Here is a 17,811-nt window from a genome sequence, read left to right on the forward strand (position 1 = left end):
TCATGCCGTCTCCTTGTTGTAGGCGTGGATCACGGTCAGGCCGTGCATGGTCAGGTCGTCCTCGATCCGGTCGAAGAGAACGTCGCCCTGCCCGAACAGCGGGGCGAGGCCCCCGGTTCCGACGATGCACATCTCGCGCGCCCGCTCGCCTTTGATGCGGTCGCAGATGCCACGGACGAGGCCCACGTAGCCCCAGAAGATGCCGGACTGCATGCAGGCGACGGTGTTGGTGCCGATCACGCGCTGCGGCTTGGTCACGTCCACATGGGGGAGCGCGGCGGCGGCCATGTGCAGGGCCTCCAGCGACAGGTTCACCCCCGGCGCGATCACGCCGCCCACATAGGCGCCGTCGTCGTCCACCACGTCGAAGGTCGTGGCGGTGCCGAAGTCCACCACGATCAGGTTGCCCCCGTGCCGGTCATAGGCGCCGGTCGCGTTCACGATCCGGTCGGGGCCGACCTGCGTCCCCTCGTCCACGCGCGGCGTGCGCGGCAGGCGGCATTCGGGCTTGCCCACGACCAGGGGCCGGCAGCCGAAGTAGCGGTCCGAGAGGACGCGGAGGTTGAACACCACGCGCGGCACGGTGGACGAGATGATGACCTCGTCGACCGTCGCCTCGACGCGCTGGAGCTGCATGATCGAGGTCAGCCAGACGAAGTACTCGTCCGCCGTGCGCCGCCAGTCGGTGGCGATCCGCCAGGTGCCGAGGAACTTCGTCCCGTCCCAGACCGCGAAGACGGTGTTGGTGTTGCCGCAGTCGATGGCGAGGAGCATCAACGGACCCCCGGCGCCGGGGCACGATCCCGCCCCATCAGAAGTACACGTCCGCCGCCGGGATCAGGACCTCCCTGCCCTCGACCCGCAGGATCAGGTTGCCGGCCATGTCCACGGTCTCGAAGACGCCGGTGATCTCGCGCGTGCTGGTTCGCGCCGTCACGATCTCGCCCAGCCGCGCGGCCTTCTCCAGCCAGTCCTCGCGGATGCGGGGGAAGCCCATGGCCTCGAGCTTGCCCTCCTGCGTGGCGAAATGCCCGGCGAGGACCGCGAGGAAGGTCTCGGGGCCCACCGTCTCGCCCCCTTCCCCCGCGAGGGAGACGGGCGGGAACTCGGTCCGCGTGTCGTGCGGGGCCCTCGCGAGGTTCACGCCGACGCCGATCGAGAGCCAGTCCACCAGCGGCCCCTCGGCCGATGAGGCGCTCTCCAGCAGGATGCCCGCGACCTTGCCGTTGTTGAGCAGCACGTCGTTCGGCCACTTCAGCGCGAGGAGGTCGCGGTCGATGTAGAGCGCGAGGCTCTCGAACAGGGCGTTCGCGGCCATGAAGCTGCGGGCGGCGGCCTGCGCCGGGGTGCACCAGGGCTTGTAGACCAGCGTGGCGGCGAGGTTGCCGTTGCCGCCCAGCCAGGTCCGGCCACGCCGCCCCTTCGCGTTGGTCTGCTCCCGCGCCATGATCCAGGTCGGGCGCGTCAGATCCGGGGCGCGGCGGCGCGCCTCGGCCATGGTGCTGTCCACCTCGTCGAGGACGACGAGATCATAGCCCTCGGGCCAAAGGCCCGAGGCAGGGACGTCACTGGACAAGGGTGGCCGCCGCGGCCGCCGCGACGCCCTCGATCCCGAAGAGGTTCACGACGCCCAGGATCATGATCGCGGCCGAGCCCATCAGGATCGCCCAGTTGATTCCCGACATCCGCCCGTCGATGGGCTGCCGCTCCTCGCCGAAGTACATGAAGTAGACGATGCGGAGATAGAAGAAGGCCGAGATCACCGAGGCGATCATGCCCAGGATGGCGAGCCAGGTCAGGTCCCCCTCGTAGGCGGCCCGCAGCACGTAGAGCTTCCCGAAGAAGCCGACCATCGGCGGCACGCCGGCGAGCGAGAACAGAAGCACGAGCAGCGCCAGCGCCTTGGCGGGCTCGGTCCGCGAGAACATGTTCAGCATCCGGATGTCGGTGATCGGCTGGCCGTTCTTCTCCATCGACAGGATGAAGGCGAAGGTGCCGAGGTTCATCACGACGTAGATCGCCATGTAGATCAGCATGGCCTGGACCCCGAACTCGGTCGCCGAGGCGAGCCCCATGAGCGCGAAGCCCATGTGCGAGATCGAGGAATAGGCCATCAGCCGCTTGATGTCCCGCTGCCCGATCGCCGCGATGGAGCCGAGGTACATCGAGACCACCGACAGGAAGGCCACGATCTGCTGCCAGTCGCCCGCGACCATCCCGAAGGCGCCGAAGACGATCCGCGCCAGGAGTCCGGTGGCCGCGACCTTGGAGGCGGTGGCGAGGAAGGCGGTGATCGGCGTGGGCGAGCCCTCGTAGACGTCGGGCGTCCACATGTGGAAGGGCGCGGCCGAGACCTTGAAGGCGATGCCCGCGCAGATGAACACGAGGCCGAACAGCAGCCCGAGCGACACGCCGTCCGCCGTGCCCGCGATGATCCCGGCGAAGGCGGTCGTGCCGGCGTAGCCGTAGGTCAGCGAGGCCCCATAGAGGAGAAGGCCCGAGCTCAGCGCGCCCAGCACGAAGAACTTGAGCCCGGCCTCGGTGGACCGAACGGAGTCGCGGCGGATCGAGGTCAGCACGTAGGCGGCCAGCGCCTGAAGCTCCAGCCCCATGTAGAGGACGATCAGGTCGCCCGCCGAGACCATCACCATCATGCCGAGCACCGAGAGCGCCACGAGGATCGGATACTCGAACCGCAGCACGTTGGCGCGGCGCAGGTAGTCCTCGCTCAGGAGCAGCACCACGGCGGCCGAGAGCAGGATCGTGACCTTGGCGAAGCGGGCGAAGCCATCGTCCACGAAGCTCCCCGCGAAGGCGAGGTCGAGGCCGTCCTTGGCGCCGATCCACCAGGCCATGAGTGCGAGCACGATGGCGGTCAGCCAGATCAGGATGGGCGTCGCCCGGTCCCGGATCGTGAAGGCCGCGCCAAGCAGCGCCAGCAGGCAGTAGATGGCGAGGTAGACCTCGGGCCGGATCACATCGATGTCGCCGCTCATTCGGCCGCCCCTTCTTCGGCTTGCGCCACTTGAGTCTCAGGCCCGAAGGCCGCCTGCGCCTCCTGCACCGGGCCCAGCAGGGCCTCGGTGGTCGGGCTGACCATGTCGGTCACCAGCGACGGATAGACCCCGAGCAGGATCGTCATGACGATCAGCGGGGCGAAGATCGCCTTCTCGCGCCGGTCCATGTCGGTGATGCCGCGCAGCGATTCCTTGACCAGCTCGCCGAGCGTGACGCGGCGGTAGAGCCAGAGCGCGTAGCCCGCCGAGAAGATCACGCCCGTGCAGGCCACGGCGACGACCCAGGTGTTCACCTGGAAGGTGCCGGCCATCGTCAGGAACTCGCCCACGAAGCCGCTCGTCCCCGGCAGGCCGACGTTGCCCATGGTGAAGAGCAGGAACACCGCCGCATAGGCCGGCATCCGGTTGATGAGGCCGCCATAGGCCGCGATCTCGCGCGTGTGCATCCGGTCGTAGATCACGCCCACGATGAGGAAGAGCGCGGCGGAGATGAAGCCGTGGCTCAGCATCTGGAAGACCGCGCCGTCCACGCCCTGCTGGTTCGCGGCCAGGATGCCCATGGTCACGAAGCCCATGTGAGCGACCGACGAGTAGGCCACGAGCTTCTTCATGTCGGTCTGCACCAGCGCCACCAGCGAGGCGTAGACGACCGCGATGGCCGACATCCAGAGCACGACGGGCGCCATGACCTCGGACCCCACCGGGAACATCGGCAGGGAGAAGCGCAGGAAGCCGTAGCCCCCCATCTTCAGCAGGATCGCCGCCAGCACCACCGAGCCCGCCGTCGGCGCCTGCACGTGCGCGTCCGGCAGCCAGGTGTGGACCGGCCACATCGGCATCTTCACGGCGAAGCTCAGGAAGAAGCCCAGGAACAGCAGCGTCTGGAGGCCGCCCAGGACGGTGATGTTCAGGATCCGCATCGGCGCCGTGTCGAACTGGAACCCCATCAGCGTCGGGATGTCGGTCGTCCCGGCCTGCTGGAACATCACCACCATCGCGACCAGCATGAAGACCGATCCGAGGAAGGTGTAGAGGAAGAACTTGAAGGCCGCGTAGATGCGGTTCTGGCCGCCCCAGATGCCGATGATGAGGAACATCGGGATCAGGCCGCCCTCGAAGAAGAGGTAGAACAGGATCAGGTCCAGGGCCACGAAGACGCCGAGCATCAGCGTCTCGAGCATCAGGAAGGCGACCATGTATTCCTTCACGCGGTGCGTGACGTTCCAAGCCGAGCCGATCACCAGCGGCATGAGGAACGTGGTCAGCAGGACGAAGGGCAGCGAGATGCCGTCCACGCCGAGCTTGTAGTTGAGGCCGAGGAGCCACTGCCGCTCCTCGACGAGTTGGAAGCCCGGGTTCGCGTAGTCGAAACGGCCCCAGATGAAGAGCGAGGCCACGAAGGTGATGAGGGTGGTCGCGAAGGCGATCCACTTGGCGTTCCGCTGGGACGCGGCATCGTCGCCGCGAAGCAGGAGGAGCGCCACCGCGCCGATGGCGGGCAGGAAGGTGACGAGCGAAAGGAGCATCACTCGACCCCCCGGTGAGAGTGAACCAGGTGAGCAGGATCGCGATCCCGATGACCATGGCGAAGGCGTAGTGGAAGACGTAGCCGGACTGGAGCCGGTTCGCCGCGCGGGTGAAGGTCGGGATGAAGCCCATCGCCACCCGTTGATGGTGCCGTCGATCACGGTCCCATCGCCGCGCCGCCAGAGGAACCGGCCGATCGCACCGGCCGGGCGGACGAAGACGAAATCATAGATCTCGTCGAAGTACCACTTGTTCAGCAGGAACTCGTAGAGCGGCCGGTTCGCGGCCACGACGCGGCCCGGAAGGTCGGGCCGGCGGATGTACATGACGTAGGCCAGCCCGGTCCCGAGCAGCATGGCGAGGAAAGGCGAGATCTTCACCAGCCAGGGCGAGGCGTGCGCGGCCTCAAGGACCTCGGTGCTCGCCTCGTTCATCGCGATGCCGCCGCCCAGCGGGGGCGCCATGACCTCGGCGGGCTCGCCGGGCGCGGCGGTGGCCTCCTCGGGCGCGGCGGCGCTGGCTTGGCCGGTCGCCTCCTCGGCAGCCTGGGCCGGGGTGTCGCCGGGTTCGGCGGCGGGCTCGGCCTCGGCGTCGCCGGCGCGGGCCTCGCTGCTCTCGGCGCCGTGCTCGGGCATGTCGAAGAAGCTGACCATGCGCTCGTGGTCGCCGAAGAAGCTGTTGTGCCAGATCATCCCCGCGAAGACCGCGCCGACGGCCAGCACGCCGAGCGGGATCAGCATGACCATCGGGCTCTCGTGCGGGACGTGGTGGTGGTCGCCGTGGTCATGCGGCCCGGCCTCGGTCCCCACGAGGGGGGCGCCGCCGTGGTCGGGCTGGGAATGGGCCGCGACGTGGTGGGCGTCGTGATGGGCATGGCCCCAGCGCGGCGCGCCGTAGAAGGTCAGGAAGATCAGCCGCCAGGAGTAGAAGGCGGTCATCGCGGCGGCGAGCACCAGCGCCCAGAAGGCGAAGGCGTTGCCCGAGGCCCAGGCGGACTCGACGATGGCGTCCTTGGACAGGAAGCCCGCGAAGCCGATGTAGGTGAGCGGAATGCCGACGCCGGTGATGGCCAGCGTCCCGATCATCATCGCCCAGAAGGTGTAGGGGATGTATTTCCGCAGCCCGCCGTAGTTCCGCATGTCCTGCTCGTGGTGCGTCGCGGTGATGACCGAGCCCGCGCCGAGGAAGAGCATGGCCTTGAAGAAGGCGTGCGTGAACAGGTGGAACATGGCGGCGCCGTAGATGCCCGCCCCCGCCGCCACGAACATGTAGCCGAGCTGCGAGCAGGTCGAATAGGCGATCACGCGCTTGATGTCGTTCTGCACGAGGCCCACGGTCGCCGCGAAGAAGGCCGTCGCCGCGCCGACATACATCACGAAGGTCTTGGCGTAGGGCGCGACCTCGAAGAGCGGCGACATCCGGCAGACGAGGAAGACCCCGGCCGTGACCATGGTGGCCGCGTGGATGAGCGCGGAGACGGGCGTCGGGCCCTCCATCGCGTCCGGCAGCCAGGTGTGCAGGAAGAGCTGCGCTGATTTCCCCATGGCGCCGATGAACAGCAGCACCGCCGCGAGCTCGGCTGCGTTCCACTCGGTCCAGAGGAAGGTGAGCTGGGTCTGCGCAAGCCCGGGCGCGGCGGCGAAGATGTCGTCGAGCTGGATCGAGTCCACCAGGAAGTAGAGCGCGAAGATGCCCAGCAGGAAGCCGAAGTCGCCCACGCGGTTGACGATGAAGGCCTTGATCTGCGCCGCGTTCGCGGAGGGCTTGCGGAAGTAGAAGCCGATCAGGAGGTAGGAGGCGAGGCCCACCCCTTCCCAGCCGAAGAAGAGCTGGAGGAGGTTGTCCGCCGTCACCAGCATCAGCATCGCGAAGGTGAAGAGCGAGAGGTAGGCGAAGAAGCGGGGACGGTAGCTCTCGCCCTCGTGGAAGTTCTCGTCATGGGCCATGTAGCCCACCGAGTAGAGGTGCACGAGCGCCGAGACGGTGGTGATGACCACCAGCATGACCGCCGTGAGGCGGTCGAGGCGGATCGACCAGGCCGAGTCGAGCGTGCCCGACTGGATCCAGCGCAGGATCTCGACGTGCAGCGCGGGACCGTCCACCGTGAAGAAGACGATCCAGCTCAGGAAGGCCGAGAGGAACAGGAGCGCGGTCGCGAACCAGCAGGCGGCGTTCTCGCCGATCAGGCGCCAGCCGAAGCCGCAGACCAGGGCGCCGACCAGGGGCGCGAAGAGGATGATCGAGGTCACGGCGTCAGCCCTTCATGACGTTGACGTCTTCGACGTCGATCGTGCCGCGGTTGCGGAAGAAGCAGACCAGGATGGCGAGCCCGATGGCCGCCTCGGCCGCCGCGACCGTCAGCACGAAGAGCGTGAAGATCTGGCCCACGAGGTCGCCCATGAAGGACGAGAAGGCCACGAAGTTGATGTTCACCGCGAGGAGGATGAGCTCCAGCGACATCAGCAGGATGATGATGTTCTTGCGGTTCAGGAACAGCCCGAAGATGCCGATCACGAACAGCGCGGCCGATACGGTCAGGTAATGCTCGACGCCGATCATTGGCGGGCTCCTTCGATGGGGGCCGTGACGCCCTGCCCCGGCGTCACGTCCAGGATCGCCAGCGTCTTGGCCGGGTCTCGGAACATCTGGGCCAGCGCGTCCTGGCGCTTGACGTCCTGGCGGTGGCGCAGGGTCAGCACGATGGCCCCGATCATCGCCACGAGCAGGATCATCCCGGCGAGCTGGAACAGCAGGAAGTAGCGGTCGTAGAGCAGCAGCCCGATGGCGCGGGTGTTGTCGATGCCGGTGATCGGCGCCGCGATCCGCCCCGAGGCGCCCGCATCGACGTGCCAGACGCCAAAGGCGATGGCGAGCTGCATGATGATGATGAGCCCGATCAGCAGCGCGAGCGGCATGTAGCGCGCCATCTCGGCCTTGAGCTCGGCGAAGTCCACGTCGAGCATCATCACGACGAAGAGGAACAGCACCGCGACCGCGCCCACGTAGACGATCACGAGGAGCATCGCCACGAACTCCGCGCCCAGGAGCACGAAGAGCCCGGCGGAGGACAGGAACGACAGGATGAGCCACAGCACCGAATGCACCGGGTTGCGGCTGATGACCGTCATGAGCCCGCCCGCGAGGGTGGTGACGGCGAAGACGTAGAAGATGAAGGCGTGCGCGGTCATCAGCGCGTCTCCTGAAGATCGAGGCGGCGCTCGATGCGGTCGAGCCGCTGCCGGATTGTGGCGATGGCGCCGTCCTGCGCCACCTCGTTCTGCATGAAGCCGGCCATGTGGCTCTTGATGGCACGGATCTCGGCGGAGAGGTCGCTCACCTGGTCGCCGGGCCGGTCCATCTTCTCGTCGAGACGCGGCAGGTAGCGGAGCGTGAGGCTGTCGGGCTCGTCGGTCACGACTTGTCCTCCTTCATCGCCTCGGTGGCGAGCTCCATGGCCTTGGCCATCGCGGGCACCCCGCCGAAGAGGCCGGCCACCGCAATGGTCTCCGCGATCTCCTGCTTGGAGGCCCCCGCCTCCCGCGCATGGCGCACCGTGAGGCGCACCTGCGGCTCGGCCTGGGCGCCCTGGATCGTCAGCCCCGCGAGCGTGACGAGGAGCCGCGTCTTGGCGTCGAGCCCCTCGGGATTCATGGTCTTGCCCAGGAACATCTCCATCATGTCCTTGGGCATCGTCGGCAGCAGCGCCTCGAAGCCCTTGGGCGTGAAGGACTCGAGCGCCGGGTTCACCGCCCGGGCCCAGTCCTGGCCCATCTGCATCATCGCCGCGAAGGGGTTGTTGGGGTCGGCCATCCCGCTCACCGGTACGGAGCGTCGAGCTCGAGGTTGCGGGCCATCACGACCTCCCAGCGGGCGCCGTTGTCGAGGAGCTTCTGCTTGTCGTAGAACAGCTCCTCCCGCGTCTCGGTCGAGAACTCGAGGTTGGGCGTCTCGACGATGGCGTCGACCGGGCAGGCCTCCTGGCAAAGGCCGCAGTAGATGCACTTGGTCATGTCGATGTCGTAGCGCGTCGTCCGGCGCGAGCCGTCCTCGCGCGGCTCGGCGTCGATGACGATGCAGTTCGCCGGGCAGACCGCCTCGCAGAGCTTGCAGGCGATGCAGCGTTCCTCGCCGTTCGGGTAGCGGCGCAGCGCGTGCTCGCCCCGGAAGCGGGGGGAGAGCGGCGCCCTCTCGTGCGGGTAGTTGAGGGTCTCCTTGGGCTTGAAGAAGTACTTCATGCCCACCGCGAAGCCCTTGATGAAATCGACGAGCAACCAGTACTTCGCCGCGCGGCCGTAGTCGAACTGCGTCGTCGCCATGTCAGACTCCCCAGGTCCAGCGGGCCCAGAGGCCGCCCAGGACTTCGTATTTCGCCAGGAACGCCACCAGCACGACCCAGAAGAGCGAGAAGGGTAGGAACACCTTCCAGCCGAGGCGCATGAGCTGGTCGTAGCGGTAGCGGGGGGTGATCGCCTTCACCATCGAGTAGATGAAGAAGAAGATCAGGATCTTGAGCACCAGCCAGAGCACGCCGTCCGGCAGGCCCGGGATGGGCGAGAGCCAGCCTCCGAAGAACAGGATCGCCGTCAGCGTGCACATCAGCACCATGGCCATGTACTCGGCGATCATGAAGAGGAGGAAGGGGGTGGACGAGTATTCCACCTGGTAGCCCGCCACGAGCTCGGACTCGGCTTCGGGCAGGTCGAAGGGCGGGCGGTTGGTCTCGGCCAGCGCGGAGATCGTGAACAGGAACACCATCGGGAAGTGCGGTATCCAGTACCAGCCGAGCAGCCCCCAGCCGGTGTCCTGCGCCCGCACGATGGCGCCGAAGTTCATCGACCCCGTCGAGATGATGACGCCGATGATGATGAGGCCGAGCGAGACCTCGTAGGAGATCATCTGCGCGGCGGACCTCAGCGACCCCAGGAACGGGTACTTCGAGTTCGACGCCCAGCCGCCCATGATGATCCCGTAGACGCCCAGCGAGGAGATCGCGAAGACGTAGAGGATCGCCACGTTGATGTCGGCCAGGACCCAGCCGTCGCTGAACGGGATCACCGCCCAGGCGATGATGGCGACGACGAACGAGATCATCGGCGCCAGCAGGAACACGGTCTTGTCCGCGCCCGCCGGGATCACCACTTCCTTGACGATGTACTTGAGGAAGTCCGCGAAGCTCTGGAACAGGCCGAAGGGGCCCACCACGTTGGGCCCGCGCCGGATCTGCACCGCCGCCCAGATCTTGCGGTCGGCGTAGAGAAGGAAGGCCAGCGCCACCAGCAGGGGCACCACGATGAGAAGGCATTGCCCGAGCGTCAGGAGGATGATGCCGAGCCAGTTCTGCGTGAAGAATTCGACCATCGCGTTCCTCTAGACCGTCGATCCGCCGTTCGGGCCGCGACCGGCCACCATGGTTTCGGGACCCATCCGCCGAAGCCCCGTAGGGCCGTCGGCGTGTGGGTGTAAACAGCATCCGCCCGCCGGTTTCCAGCCGATTCCGCCGCAATCTCGCGAGCGGGGCCAGCCGGTCACGGCCCTACTCCGCCGCGAGCCTCGGCCGCCCCCGACCTGCTTCCTGCGCCGAGAGCTCGCCCATGAGCTGGCTCGCCCGCGCGATGGGGTTGGTCAGGTAGAAGTCGCGGAGGACGTTGCGGAAGGTCGCCTGCCCCATCGGGCGCGGCGGGATATGCGGCAGCCGGTTCTCGGGCACCGTGTCGATCTCGCCCAGGACGGGATGCGCCGCGATCATCGCCTGCCGAAGCTGCGCGAGGCTGTCCCAGGGCTGCGCCGAGCCGATGGCAGCGGACGCCGCGCGCAGGATCGCCCAGTTCTCCTTGGCCTCGCCCGGCGCGAAGCCGGCGCGGAGCGCGAGTTGCGGCCGCCCTTCGGTGTTGACGAAGAGGCCGTTCTCCTCGGTGTAGGCCGCGGCGGGCAGGATCAGGTCGGCGCGGTGCGCGCCCCGGTCGCCGTGGCTGCCCTGGTAGATCACGAAGGGGCCGGGCTGGATCTCGATCTCGTCGGCGCCGAGGTTCCAGATGACCTCGGCGCCCTCGACGGCGGCCTGCATCCCGCCCTCGGTCACGCAGCCCACGTCCATCGCGCCCACGCGCGACGCTGCCGTGTGCAGGATCAGCAGCTTGGCGCCCATCGCTTCCGTCAGGGCCAGCACGTGCGACAGCACCGCCTCGCCGTCCGCCTCGCGCAGCGCCCCTTGCCCCAGGATCACCACGGCGTTCTCGGTGGCTTGCGCGCCCTGCGCCAGCTTCTCCAGCGCCGCCCGATCCTCGCCGGCGTGATCGTAGGAATAGGTGAGGTCCGCCGCCTCGCCGATCACCGTCACCTGCGCGCCCTTGAGGTAGGCGCCCCGGATGCGGGCGTTCAGCACCGGCGCCTCGACGCGCGGATTCGAGCCGACGATGACGATGCGCTTGGCCGTGGAGATGTCTGCGATCTTCGCGGTCCCGGCATAGCCACCGCGCGTCCCGGCATAGAGCTTCGCTCCGTCGGTCCGGCATTCGGTCGTGCCGCCGACCCGCGCCATCAGGTCCTTGAGCGCATAGGCCGCCTCGACCGGGGCGAGGTCGCCCACGAGGCCCACGACCCGCCGTCCGCGCATCGCCTGCGCGGCGACCGACAGCGCCTCGCCCCAGGTCGCCTTCCGCAGCCGCCCGTTCTCGCGCACATAGGGCGTGTCCAGCCGCTGCCGCCGCAGGCCGTCCCAGACGAAGCGGGTCTTGTCGCTGATCCACTCCTCGTTCACGCCGTCATGGTTGCGCGGCAGGATGCGGAGCACCTCGCGGCCCTTGGCGTCGACGCGGATGTTGGAGCCGAGCGCGTCCATGACGTCCACGGTCTCGGTCTTGGTCAGCTCCCAGGGCCGGGCCTTGTAGGCGTAGGGCTTGGAGACCAGCGCACCCACCGGGCAGAGGTCGATGATGTTGCCCTGCAGGTTCGAGCTCAGCGTCTGGTTGAGGTACGAGGTGATCTCCGAGTCCTCGCCCCGGCCGGTCTGGCCCATCTGGTCGATGCCGGCGATCTCGCGTCGTAAGCGGACGCAGCGCGTGCAGGAGATGCAGCGCGTCATGTGCGTCTCGACCAGCGGCCCGAGGTTCAGGTCGTCGGTGGCGCGCTTGGGCTCGCGGTAGCGCGAGAAGTCCATGCCGTAGGCCAGCGCCTGGTCCTGAAGGTCGCACTCGCCCCCCTGGTCGCAGATCGGGCAGTCGAGCGGGTGGTTGATGAGCAGGAACTCCATCACCCCCTGCCGCGCCTTGCGGACCATGGGGGAGCTGGTCTTGACCTCCGGCGGCTCGCCGTTCTTGCCGGGCCGCAGGTCCTTGACCTGCATCGCGCAGGAGGCGGTGGGCTTCGGCGGCCCGCCCACGACCTCCACGAGGCACATCCGGCAGTTCCCGGCGATCGACAGCCGCTCGTGGTAGCAGAAGCGCGGGACCTCGATCCCCACCATGTCGCAGGCCTGCAGGATCGTCAGCGCCCCCCGGCACCTCGTAGACCGTGCCGTCGATCATGATGGGCTTCTGGTCGGACATCCGGGCATCCCTTTCGGCTGCGGGACGCGGGGGCGCCCCGATTTGCCCGGCGTTCTAGCGGGAAGCCTCCGGGGAGGCCAGACGCTTCGCGTGGCCTTCTCGCAACCCCGAGGGGATCAATCGTCGAGGAGTTTCCCGATCTGGCTGCCCTTGGCGATCTCCTCGCGCCCGACCGCGCAGTAGGTGTCCCACTCGCCCTCGACCGCGCCCATGCCGCGCAGCCGTTCCCGCGCGATGCCTTCCAGGCGGTGCTTCTCGTCCTTGTCGTCGATGAAGGCCTCGATCTCCTCGCGCGAGTAGCCCAGCCGCTGCGCCTGCGCCGCCAGCGACCAGAGGAAGGCGATCCCCTGCAAGCGCCGCCCCTCCAGCTCGTCGCACTTGCGGTCGAGCTCGTAGGCGATGGCGGTGTCGATGAGGCCCTCGGTGATGACCTCCACCTGCCCGAGGGGGGGCGGTCCTGCGCGCCCGCCACGGTGGGAAGGGCCGCCAGCAGGCCGAGCGCGAGGGGTCGCAGGGAATGGGTCATGCGGGTGGCTCCTGTCCGGGGGGCCGGTTGCGGGGCTCTCCCGGTCCGGCCGTTCCGACGCCCCATATGGGAGCGGACCCCCTGCTAGGCCATATCAACACCCCGCGAGCGGGCGACGCCCCGCTCAGGCCGCCCCGCGCGCGCAGGCCCTCTCGCGCCAGAGCCGCGCCTGCGGAAGGTGCCGCCAGCCGAAGGCGTGGTCGCCGTCGCCCTGCCCTTCCAGATGCGCGAGCCGCTCCAGCCCTTCCTCCAGCGTCGGCCGGTGTCCCTCCGGCACCCACCACATGACGAGGCGCAGGCCCGAGAGGACCTCGAACCACTCCACCCTCCGCTCGTAGAACCGCCGGTGGATGGTGCCCCAGACGAATCGCTCCAGCGCCTCGACCGAGTCCCAGACCGTGAGGTTCGAGACGAATCGCGGGTCGCCACCGATCTTGGTCTCGGTGTTCCCCAGGCCCTCGGATCCTTCCATCATCCAGACGTAGCCCGGCATCCGCTTGGCCAGGCCGTTCACCCGGTCGAGAGCCGCCATGAACTCGGCCACCCGGGGGTCGTCCGTCTCGGCCACGAGGCGGCCGACGTTGAGCTGGGCGAGATGGGGCATGGGGTCCTCCGAAGCCTGCCCACCGAGGCTAGGCCGCGGACCGGCGCGCTGCCAAGGCCCTCGGCGGAGCGGGCCTCGGCGCGCGCCCGTGGAACATCCCGCCCTTTGCCGCCGTTGCTCTCCAGCCACTTGCCTCAGGGGAGACCCGCCATGACCTTCAACCGCCCGACGCTGATGCTGATCGCCCTCGGTCTCGCCGGCGCCGCCTATGCCTTCCGGCCCCGCGCCGCCCATCCGGGCAGCGGGACCAAGTCGCCCTACCATCCGGTCCGCAACGCCGGCCCGGAGGAGATGACGCTCCCCCTCCGCCGCGAATGGACCAAGGTGGACGAGGCCGTGGACGAGAGCTTCCCGGCCAGCGACCCGCCCGCGACCTACTGAGTCGCGCTCCCGACGCCGCGCGGCCCCGGGAGCCGGCCGCGCGTCAGGAGCCCTGCAGCCAAGCGCAGTCGTAGTCGATCACCAGCGTCCCGTTGGGCTCCACGCGCGCCATGGGTGCCCGCACCTCGCCCCGGCCGCAGATCAGCGCCTGGGCCCGGATCGAAGCCTGCTCGGCCGGGGTGAGAAGGGCGCCCGACCGGGTCCGCACCCGAACCTGGACGTCGCGGTGCCACTCGATCCCGGGCACGTAGCCGCCGTTCGCCGGGACCCTCACGTTCTGCCCGACCTGCGGCCCGACCTGGCGGAGCCACTCGAGCGGGGTCGGCGCGGCGACGACCGGCGCCGTCACGGTCCGCACCGTCCCCACCGGGGCGAAGCCCCCGGCCTCCGCCCCTCCCGCGAGTCCCAGAACCGCCACGGCCACAGCCCAAGCCCTCATTCCCATGCCCTCCGCTGGATGACTGTCCGGGAATGTAGCACGGTCCACGGCTTCGGCACCTCGCCCGACGGGGCGTCCTCAGCAGGTCGCGTAGAGCACGAAATCGCCGGTCGGCGGGTCGAGTCGCGCCGGTACGCCCCCGAACTCCGGCGGGACGGACAAGGCGCCGCCGCAGAAGCCCTCCGCCGCCATCCGCGCCGCCGCCTCGTCCGCCGCGCCGCTGACGCGCAGGGCCGGGCTTTCGGTCACGAAGGCCGCCTCCGAAGGGACGAGCAGGTCCCCGCCGGGCCAGCGCCCAAGCGATTCGGGAAAGATGTGGGGCCGAGGCTCCGAGGCCACGGCCGTCACCGTCGCAGGCGGCGTGCCGCCGGTCGGGGCCTCGCAGCCGGCAAGCAGCACCAGCGCGACGCCCGCCATCAACAGGCTCTTCGGCATCCCGACCCTCCCGATGTTCCGCGCCCGGGATGATAGGCCGGCGCGGCCCAAGGTCAGGTCGCCGCCATCACTCCGCCGCGACCGCCGTGATGCGACCCGTGCGCTTGGCGCGAAGCCGGTCCTCGAGCTCGTCGCGGAAGTTGCGGATCAGGCCCTGGATCGGCCAAGCCGCCGCGTCGCCCAGCGCGCAGATCGTGTGCCCCTCGACCTGCTTGGTCACGTCGAGCAGCATGTCGATCTCCTCGACCTCCGCCTCGCCGCGCACCATACGCTCCATAACCCGCATCATCCAGCCGGTGCCTTCGCGGCAGGGCGTGCACTGGCCGCAGGACTCGTGCTTGTAGAACTTGGACAGGCGCCAGATGGCCTTCACCATGTCGGTGCTCTTGTCCATGACGATCACGGCCGCCGTGCCCAGGCCCGACCGCTGCTCGCGCAGCCAGTCGAAGTCCATGATCGCGTCGGCCATCTGGTCGGCCCGCAGCGCCGGCACCGACGACCCGCCCGGGATCACCGCCTTGAGGTTGTCCCAGCCGCCCCGGATGCCGCCGCAATGGGTGTCGATCAGCTCGCGGAACGAGATGGACATGGCTTCCTCGACCACGCAGGGCTTGTTCACGTGGCCGCTGATCGCGAAGATCTTGGTCCCGGTGTTGTTCGGCCGGCCGAAGCCCGCGAACCAGGACGCGCCGCGCCGCAGGATCGTCGGCGTCACGGCGATGGATTCGACGTTGTTCACCGTGGTCGGGCAGCCGTAGAGCCCCGCGCCCGCCGGGAACGGCGGCTTCATCCGGGGCATCCCCTTCTTGCCCTCAAGGCTCTCCAGCAGCGCCGTCTCCTCGCCGCAGATGTAGGCGCCCGCGCCGTGGTGCAGGTAGAGGTCGAAGTCCCAGCCCGAGCCGCAGGCGTTCCGGCCCACCAGCCCCGCGTCATAGGCCTCGTCGATGGCGCGCTGCAGCGCTTCCTTCTCGCGGATGTATTCGCCCCGGATGTAGATGTAGGCGGCGTGCGCCCCCATCGCGAAGGACGCGATCAGGCAGCCCTCGACCAGCGTGTGCGGGTCGTGGCGCATGATCTCGCGGTCCTTGCAGGTCCCGGGCTCGGATTCGTCGGCGTTGACCACGAGGTAGCAGGGCCGCCCGTCCGATTCCTTGGGCATGAAGGACCACTTCATCCCCGTCGGGAAGCCCGCGCCGCCCCGGCCCCGCAGGCCCGAGGCCTTCACCTCGTTGACGATCCAGTCGCGGCCCTTGGCGAGGATGTCCTTGGTGCCGTCCCAATGCCCCCGCGCCCGCGCCCCCGCGAGGCTCCGGTCGTGCATCCCGTAGAGGTTGGTGAAGATGCGGTCCTGGTCGAGAAGCATGGGCCTTACCCCTTGTGTGCCCGGCCGATGCGCCAGGCCTGCCATGTCAGATAGAGCCCGAAGCCGAAGCCCGCGAGCGCGAAAAGGTCACAAAGCGCCTGAACCCGGATGGACCAGCCCCAGGCCTCGGCCGCCCAGGTGGCGATCATCCAGAAGAGCCCCGTCCCCGCCAGCACAGCGGCGGCGGTCCGCCCCGCACGGGTCGCCTTCGGGTCCGGCGCGGGTCGCGGCGGCGGCGCGGGCGCGCGGCGCGGATCGGTCAGCGGCGCCGCCGGACGGGACACGGGACGGTCCCTGCGCGGCACCAGCCGGGCATGGCCACTGCGGCCCTCGTTGGTCCGGCGCTCCGCCACCGCGTCACTGCCCCGCCAGCTTGCGGGCCTGGTCGATCCAGTGCTCGCGCTCGATCCGGCCCCGGAACGCGCCCAGGCGCGAGTTCACCCAGGCGACCTCGCCCGGGCTCCAGGCGGCGATCTGGTCGAAGTGCCAGAAGCCCAGGTCGTGCAGCAGCGCCTCGAGCTTCGGCCCGACGCCGGCGATCTCCTGCAGGTTGTCCCCCACCCCGTCGCGCGGCGCGGTGAGCACCGGCGGCGCCACCTCGGGGACGAGCGGCGCGGCCGTGTCCGGCGCGGGAACGGTGCCGCCGGCCTGCGATCCGGCCTCGTGCCGCGTCACGCCCGATTCGTGGCCCACGGGCGCGGGCGCCACCGTCTCGCCGCCCGCGAGCGGCTGGCGCACGCCCGGCGGCCGGGCCGTGTGCTCCCGGTCGAGATCGGTCGGAGCCTCGCTGGTCTCGCCGTCGGGCGGGGTCGCGGTGTCAACCTCCCCGGCCGGCGCGGGCTGCTCGGGCTGCGGGGTCTTGAGCCAGGGCGCACGGAACGGCACCTCGGTCCCGTCGATGCGCTTGACCGTGTCGCCGATCGCCAGCGCGAGCTCCACGCTCGCGTTGTGCGCCTCGCGCCCCTCGCCCGCATATTGGGTCAGCGCCGTTGGCCCACCCTCGGGCTCGGACGCGAAGCGGCCGATCTGGGAGCCGGGCTGGGGCACGCGTCCCGCCCCCAGCTCGTCGAGGATGCGGCCCAGGCTCTCGACCGTGAGGTCCTCGTAGTAGTCCTTGCCGATCTGGGCCATCGGCGCGTTCGCGCAGGCGCCCAGGCACTCGACCTCCTCCCAGGAGAACTTGCCGTCCGCCGAGGGGTGGTGCGGCTCTTGGCTGATGCGGGTCTTGCAGAACTCGATCAGGTCCTCGCTCCCGCACAGCATGCAGGGGGTGGTGCCGCAGATCTGGATATGCGCCACGCTCCCCACGGGGGAGAGCTGGAACATGAAGTAGAAGGTCGCGACCTCGAGCACCCGGATATAGGCCAGGCCCAGCATCCGCGCGACCTCCTCGATCGCGGGCTTCGACAGCCAGCCCTCCTGCTCCTGCGCGCGCCAGAGGAGCGGGATCACCGCGCTGGCCTGCCGGCCCTCGGGATATTTCTGGATCTGCGCCTCGGCCCATCGGAGGTTCGCGGGCGTGAAGGCGAAGGAGGCGGGCTGTTCGGTGTGAAGGCGGCGAAGCATGGGAGTCCGATCGGGCAGTTCACGGAGGCGTCGGGCCCGGCCTATACACGCCTCCGTCGGGCAGGGACAGACCCCCGCCGCATCGCATCAGATGCAGTTCTGCGACAGCAGCCGGATCGACGCGTCGCCCGAGGCCTCGACCTGCCCCTGGCTCTGGAGCTGGAGGATCAGCGGCGCCAGCTCGTCCCGCGTGAGGTTGGCGCGCAGCAGCACGGCGCCCGAGTTCTGGCTGTTCAGCACGCAGCCCTCGGACTCGATGGCCGCGGCGAGGCGGTCGGCCGGGGCCACCGAGGGCGCGGGCCCCACCGGCTGCGGCGCCGGCGCGGGTTGCGTGCAGGCCGAAAGCGCGAATGCGCCCAGCGCGAGAAGCGTCGAAATCCTGGCGATCATCATGGCCCCTTGCATGGAA

The 17,811-nt window shown here is 69.3% G+C and carries 18 protein-coding genes and 3 pseudogenes; 1 reads left to right on the plus strand and 20 read right to left on the minus strand.

Annotated features, from left to right (window positions below):
• From RUMESO_RS14030 to RUMESO_RS14095, 14 genes and pseudogenes are all read right to left on the minus strand, one after another.
• Complete coding sequence (locus RUMESO_RS14030; RefSeq protein WP_037281180.1) at positions 1-774, minus strand: type III pantothenate kinase; 774 nt, start codon at positions 772-774, stop codon at positions 1-3.
• A 37-nt stretch (positions 775-811) separates the two neighbouring features.
• Positions 812-1,576 (minus strand): biotin--[acetyl-CoA-carboxylase] ligase, encoded by a 765-nt coding sequence (locus RUMESO_RS14035; RefSeq protein WP_037281181.1) that lies wholly within the window; start codon positions 1,574-1,576, stop codon positions 812-814.
• Positions 1,566-2,996: an NADH-quinone oxidoreductase subunit NuoN gene (nuoN, locus tag RUMESO_RS14040; protein WP_037281182.1), complete on the minus strand. Its 1,431-nt coding sequence runs from the start codon at positions 2,994-2,996 to the stop codon at positions 1,566-1,568. Before nuoN ends, RUMESO_RS14035 begins: the two co-directional genes overlap by 11 nt.
• Positions 2,993-4,543, minus strand: a complete 1,551-nt coding sequence (locus RUMESO_RS14045; RefSeq protein ID WP_037281183.1) for an NADH-quinone oxidoreductase subunit M — start codon at positions 4,541-4,543, stop codon at positions 2,993-2,995. The genes nuoN and RUMESO_RS14045 overlap by 4 nt, the downstream gene beginning before the upstream one ends.
• A 1-nt stretch (position 4,544) precedes the next feature.
• Positions 4,545-6,793, minus strand: a pseudogene (nuoL, locus tag RUMESO_RS14050) (NADH-quinone oxidoreductase subunit L); the annotation flags it as partial.
• Positions 6,794-6,797: 4 nt separating this feature from the next.
• Entirely contained in the window at positions 6,798-7,103 is a 306-nt protein-coding gene (nuoK, locus tag RUMESO_RS14055; RefSeq protein WP_037281184.1) for an NADH-quinone oxidoreductase subunit NuoK, read from the minus strand.
• The gene (locus RUMESO_RS14060; RefSeq protein ID WP_037281185.1) at positions 7,100-7,732 is read right to left on the minus strand and encodes an NADH-quinone oxidoreductase subunit J; all 633 of its coding nucleotides are present in this window, start codon (positions 7,730-7,732) and stop codon (positions 7,100-7,102) included. The genes nuoK and RUMESO_RS14060 overlap by 4 nt, the downstream gene beginning before the upstream one ends.
• Positions 7,732-7,959 (minus strand): hypothetical protein, encoded by a 228-nt coding sequence (locus tag RUMESO_RS14065; protein ID WP_037281186.1) that lies wholly within the window; start codon positions 7,957-7,959, stop codon positions 7,732-7,734. The genes RUMESO_RS14060 and RUMESO_RS14065 overlap by 1 nt, the downstream gene beginning before the upstream one ends.
• Positions 7,956-8,354, minus strand: coding sequence for a carboxymuconolactone decarboxylase family protein (locus tag RUMESO_RS14070; RefSeq protein WP_037281187.1), 399 nt, complete (start codon positions 8,352-8,354; stop codon positions 7,956-7,958). Before RUMESO_RS14070 ends, RUMESO_RS14065 begins: the two co-directional genes overlap by 4 nt.
• Positions 8,355-8,359: 5 nt before the next feature.
• Entirely contained in the window at positions 8,360-8,860 is a 501-nt protein-coding gene (gene nuoI, locus RUMESO_RS14075) for an NADH-quinone oxidoreductase subunit NuoI (RefSeq protein ID WP_037281188.1), read from the minus strand.
• A 1-nt stretch (position 8,861) separates the two neighbouring features.
• On the minus strand, positions 8,862-9,902 hold the full coding sequence (gene nuoH / locus RUMESO_RS14080) for an NADH-quinone oxidoreductase subunit NuoH (RefSeq protein ID WP_037281189.1): 1,041 nt from the start codon (positions 9,900-9,902) through the stop codon (positions 8,862-8,864).
• A 175-nt stretch (positions 9,903-10,077) separates the two neighbouring features.
• A pseudogene (gene nuoG, locus RUMESO_RS14085) lies at positions 10,078-12,088 on the minus strand (NADH-quinone oxidoreductase subunit NuoG).
• A 116-nt stretch (positions 12,089-12,204) separates the two neighbouring features.
• Positions 12,205-12,528: pseudogene (locus RUMESO_RS14090) on the minus strand (DUF5333 domain-containing protein); the annotation flags it as partial.
• Positions 12,529-12,738: 210 nt separating this feature from the next.
• Entirely contained in the window at positions 12,739-13,218 is a 480-nt protein-coding gene (locus tag RUMESO_RS14095; RefSeq protein ID WP_037281190.1) for a DUF3291 domain-containing protein, read from the minus strand.
• 150 nt (positions 13,219-13,368) lie between these two features.
• On the opposite strand from RUMESO_RS14095, the gene RUMESO_RS14100 reads away from it, so the two are divergent.
• Positions 13,369-13,599, plus strand: coding sequence for a hypothetical protein (locus RUMESO_RS14100; protein WP_037281191.1), 231 nt, complete (start codon positions 13,369-13,371; stop codon positions 13,597-13,599).
• Between the two features lie 43 nt (positions 13,600-13,642).
• On the opposite strand, the gene RUMESO_RS14105 is transcribed toward RUMESO_RS14100, so the two are convergent.
• From RUMESO_RS14105 to RUMESO_RS14130, 6 genes are all read right to left on the minus strand, one after another.
• The gene (locus RUMESO_RS14105) at positions 13,643-14,038 is read right to left on the minus strand and encodes a hypothetical protein (protein ID WP_156362950.1); all 396 of its coding nucleotides are present in this window, start codon (positions 14,036-14,038) and stop codon (positions 13,643-13,645) included.
• 78 nt (positions 14,039-14,116) lie between these two features.
• A complete protein-coding gene (locus tag RUMESO_RS14110) occupies positions 14,117-14,473 on the minus strand; it encodes a hypothetical protein (protein WP_037281193.1) in 357 nt (118 codons plus the stop codon).
• A 67-nt stretch (positions 14,474-14,540) separates the two neighbouring features.
• Positions 14,541-15,836, minus strand: a complete 1,296-nt coding sequence (gene nuoF, locus RUMESO_RS14115; RefSeq protein ID WP_037281194.1) for an NADH-quinone oxidoreductase subunit NuoF — start codon at positions 15,834-15,836, stop codon at positions 14,541-14,543.
• A 5-nt stretch (positions 15,837-15,841) separates the two neighbouring features.
• The gene (locus tag RUMESO_RS14120; RefSeq protein WP_037281195.1) at positions 15,842-16,120 is read right to left on the minus strand and encodes a DUF5337 family protein; all 279 of its coding nucleotides are present in this window, start codon (positions 16,118-16,120) and stop codon (positions 15,842-15,844) included.
• Positions 16,121-16,193: 73 nt separating this feature from the next.
• The gene (locus tag RUMESO_RS14125; protein ID WP_037281196.1) at positions 16,194-17,402 is read right to left on the minus strand and encodes an NADH-quinone oxidoreductase subunit E; all 1,209 of its coding nucleotides are present in this window, start codon (positions 17,400-17,402) and stop codon (positions 16,194-16,196) included.
• A gap of 87 nt (positions 17,403-17,489) precedes the next feature.
• Positions 17,490-17,792 (minus strand): hypothetical protein, encoded by a 303-nt coding sequence (locus RUMESO_RS14130; protein ID WP_037281197.1) that lies wholly within the window; start codon positions 17,790-17,792, stop codon positions 17,490-17,492.
• Positions 17,793-17,811: the final 19 nt, after the last annotated feature.

The organism is Rubellimicrobium mesophilum DSM 19309 (assembly GCF_000600335.2).
In the GTDB taxonomy this organism is placed as follows: Bacteria; Pseudomonadota; Alphaproteobacteria; order Rhodobacterales; family Rhodobacteraceae; genus Rubellimicrobium; species Rubellimicrobium mesophilum.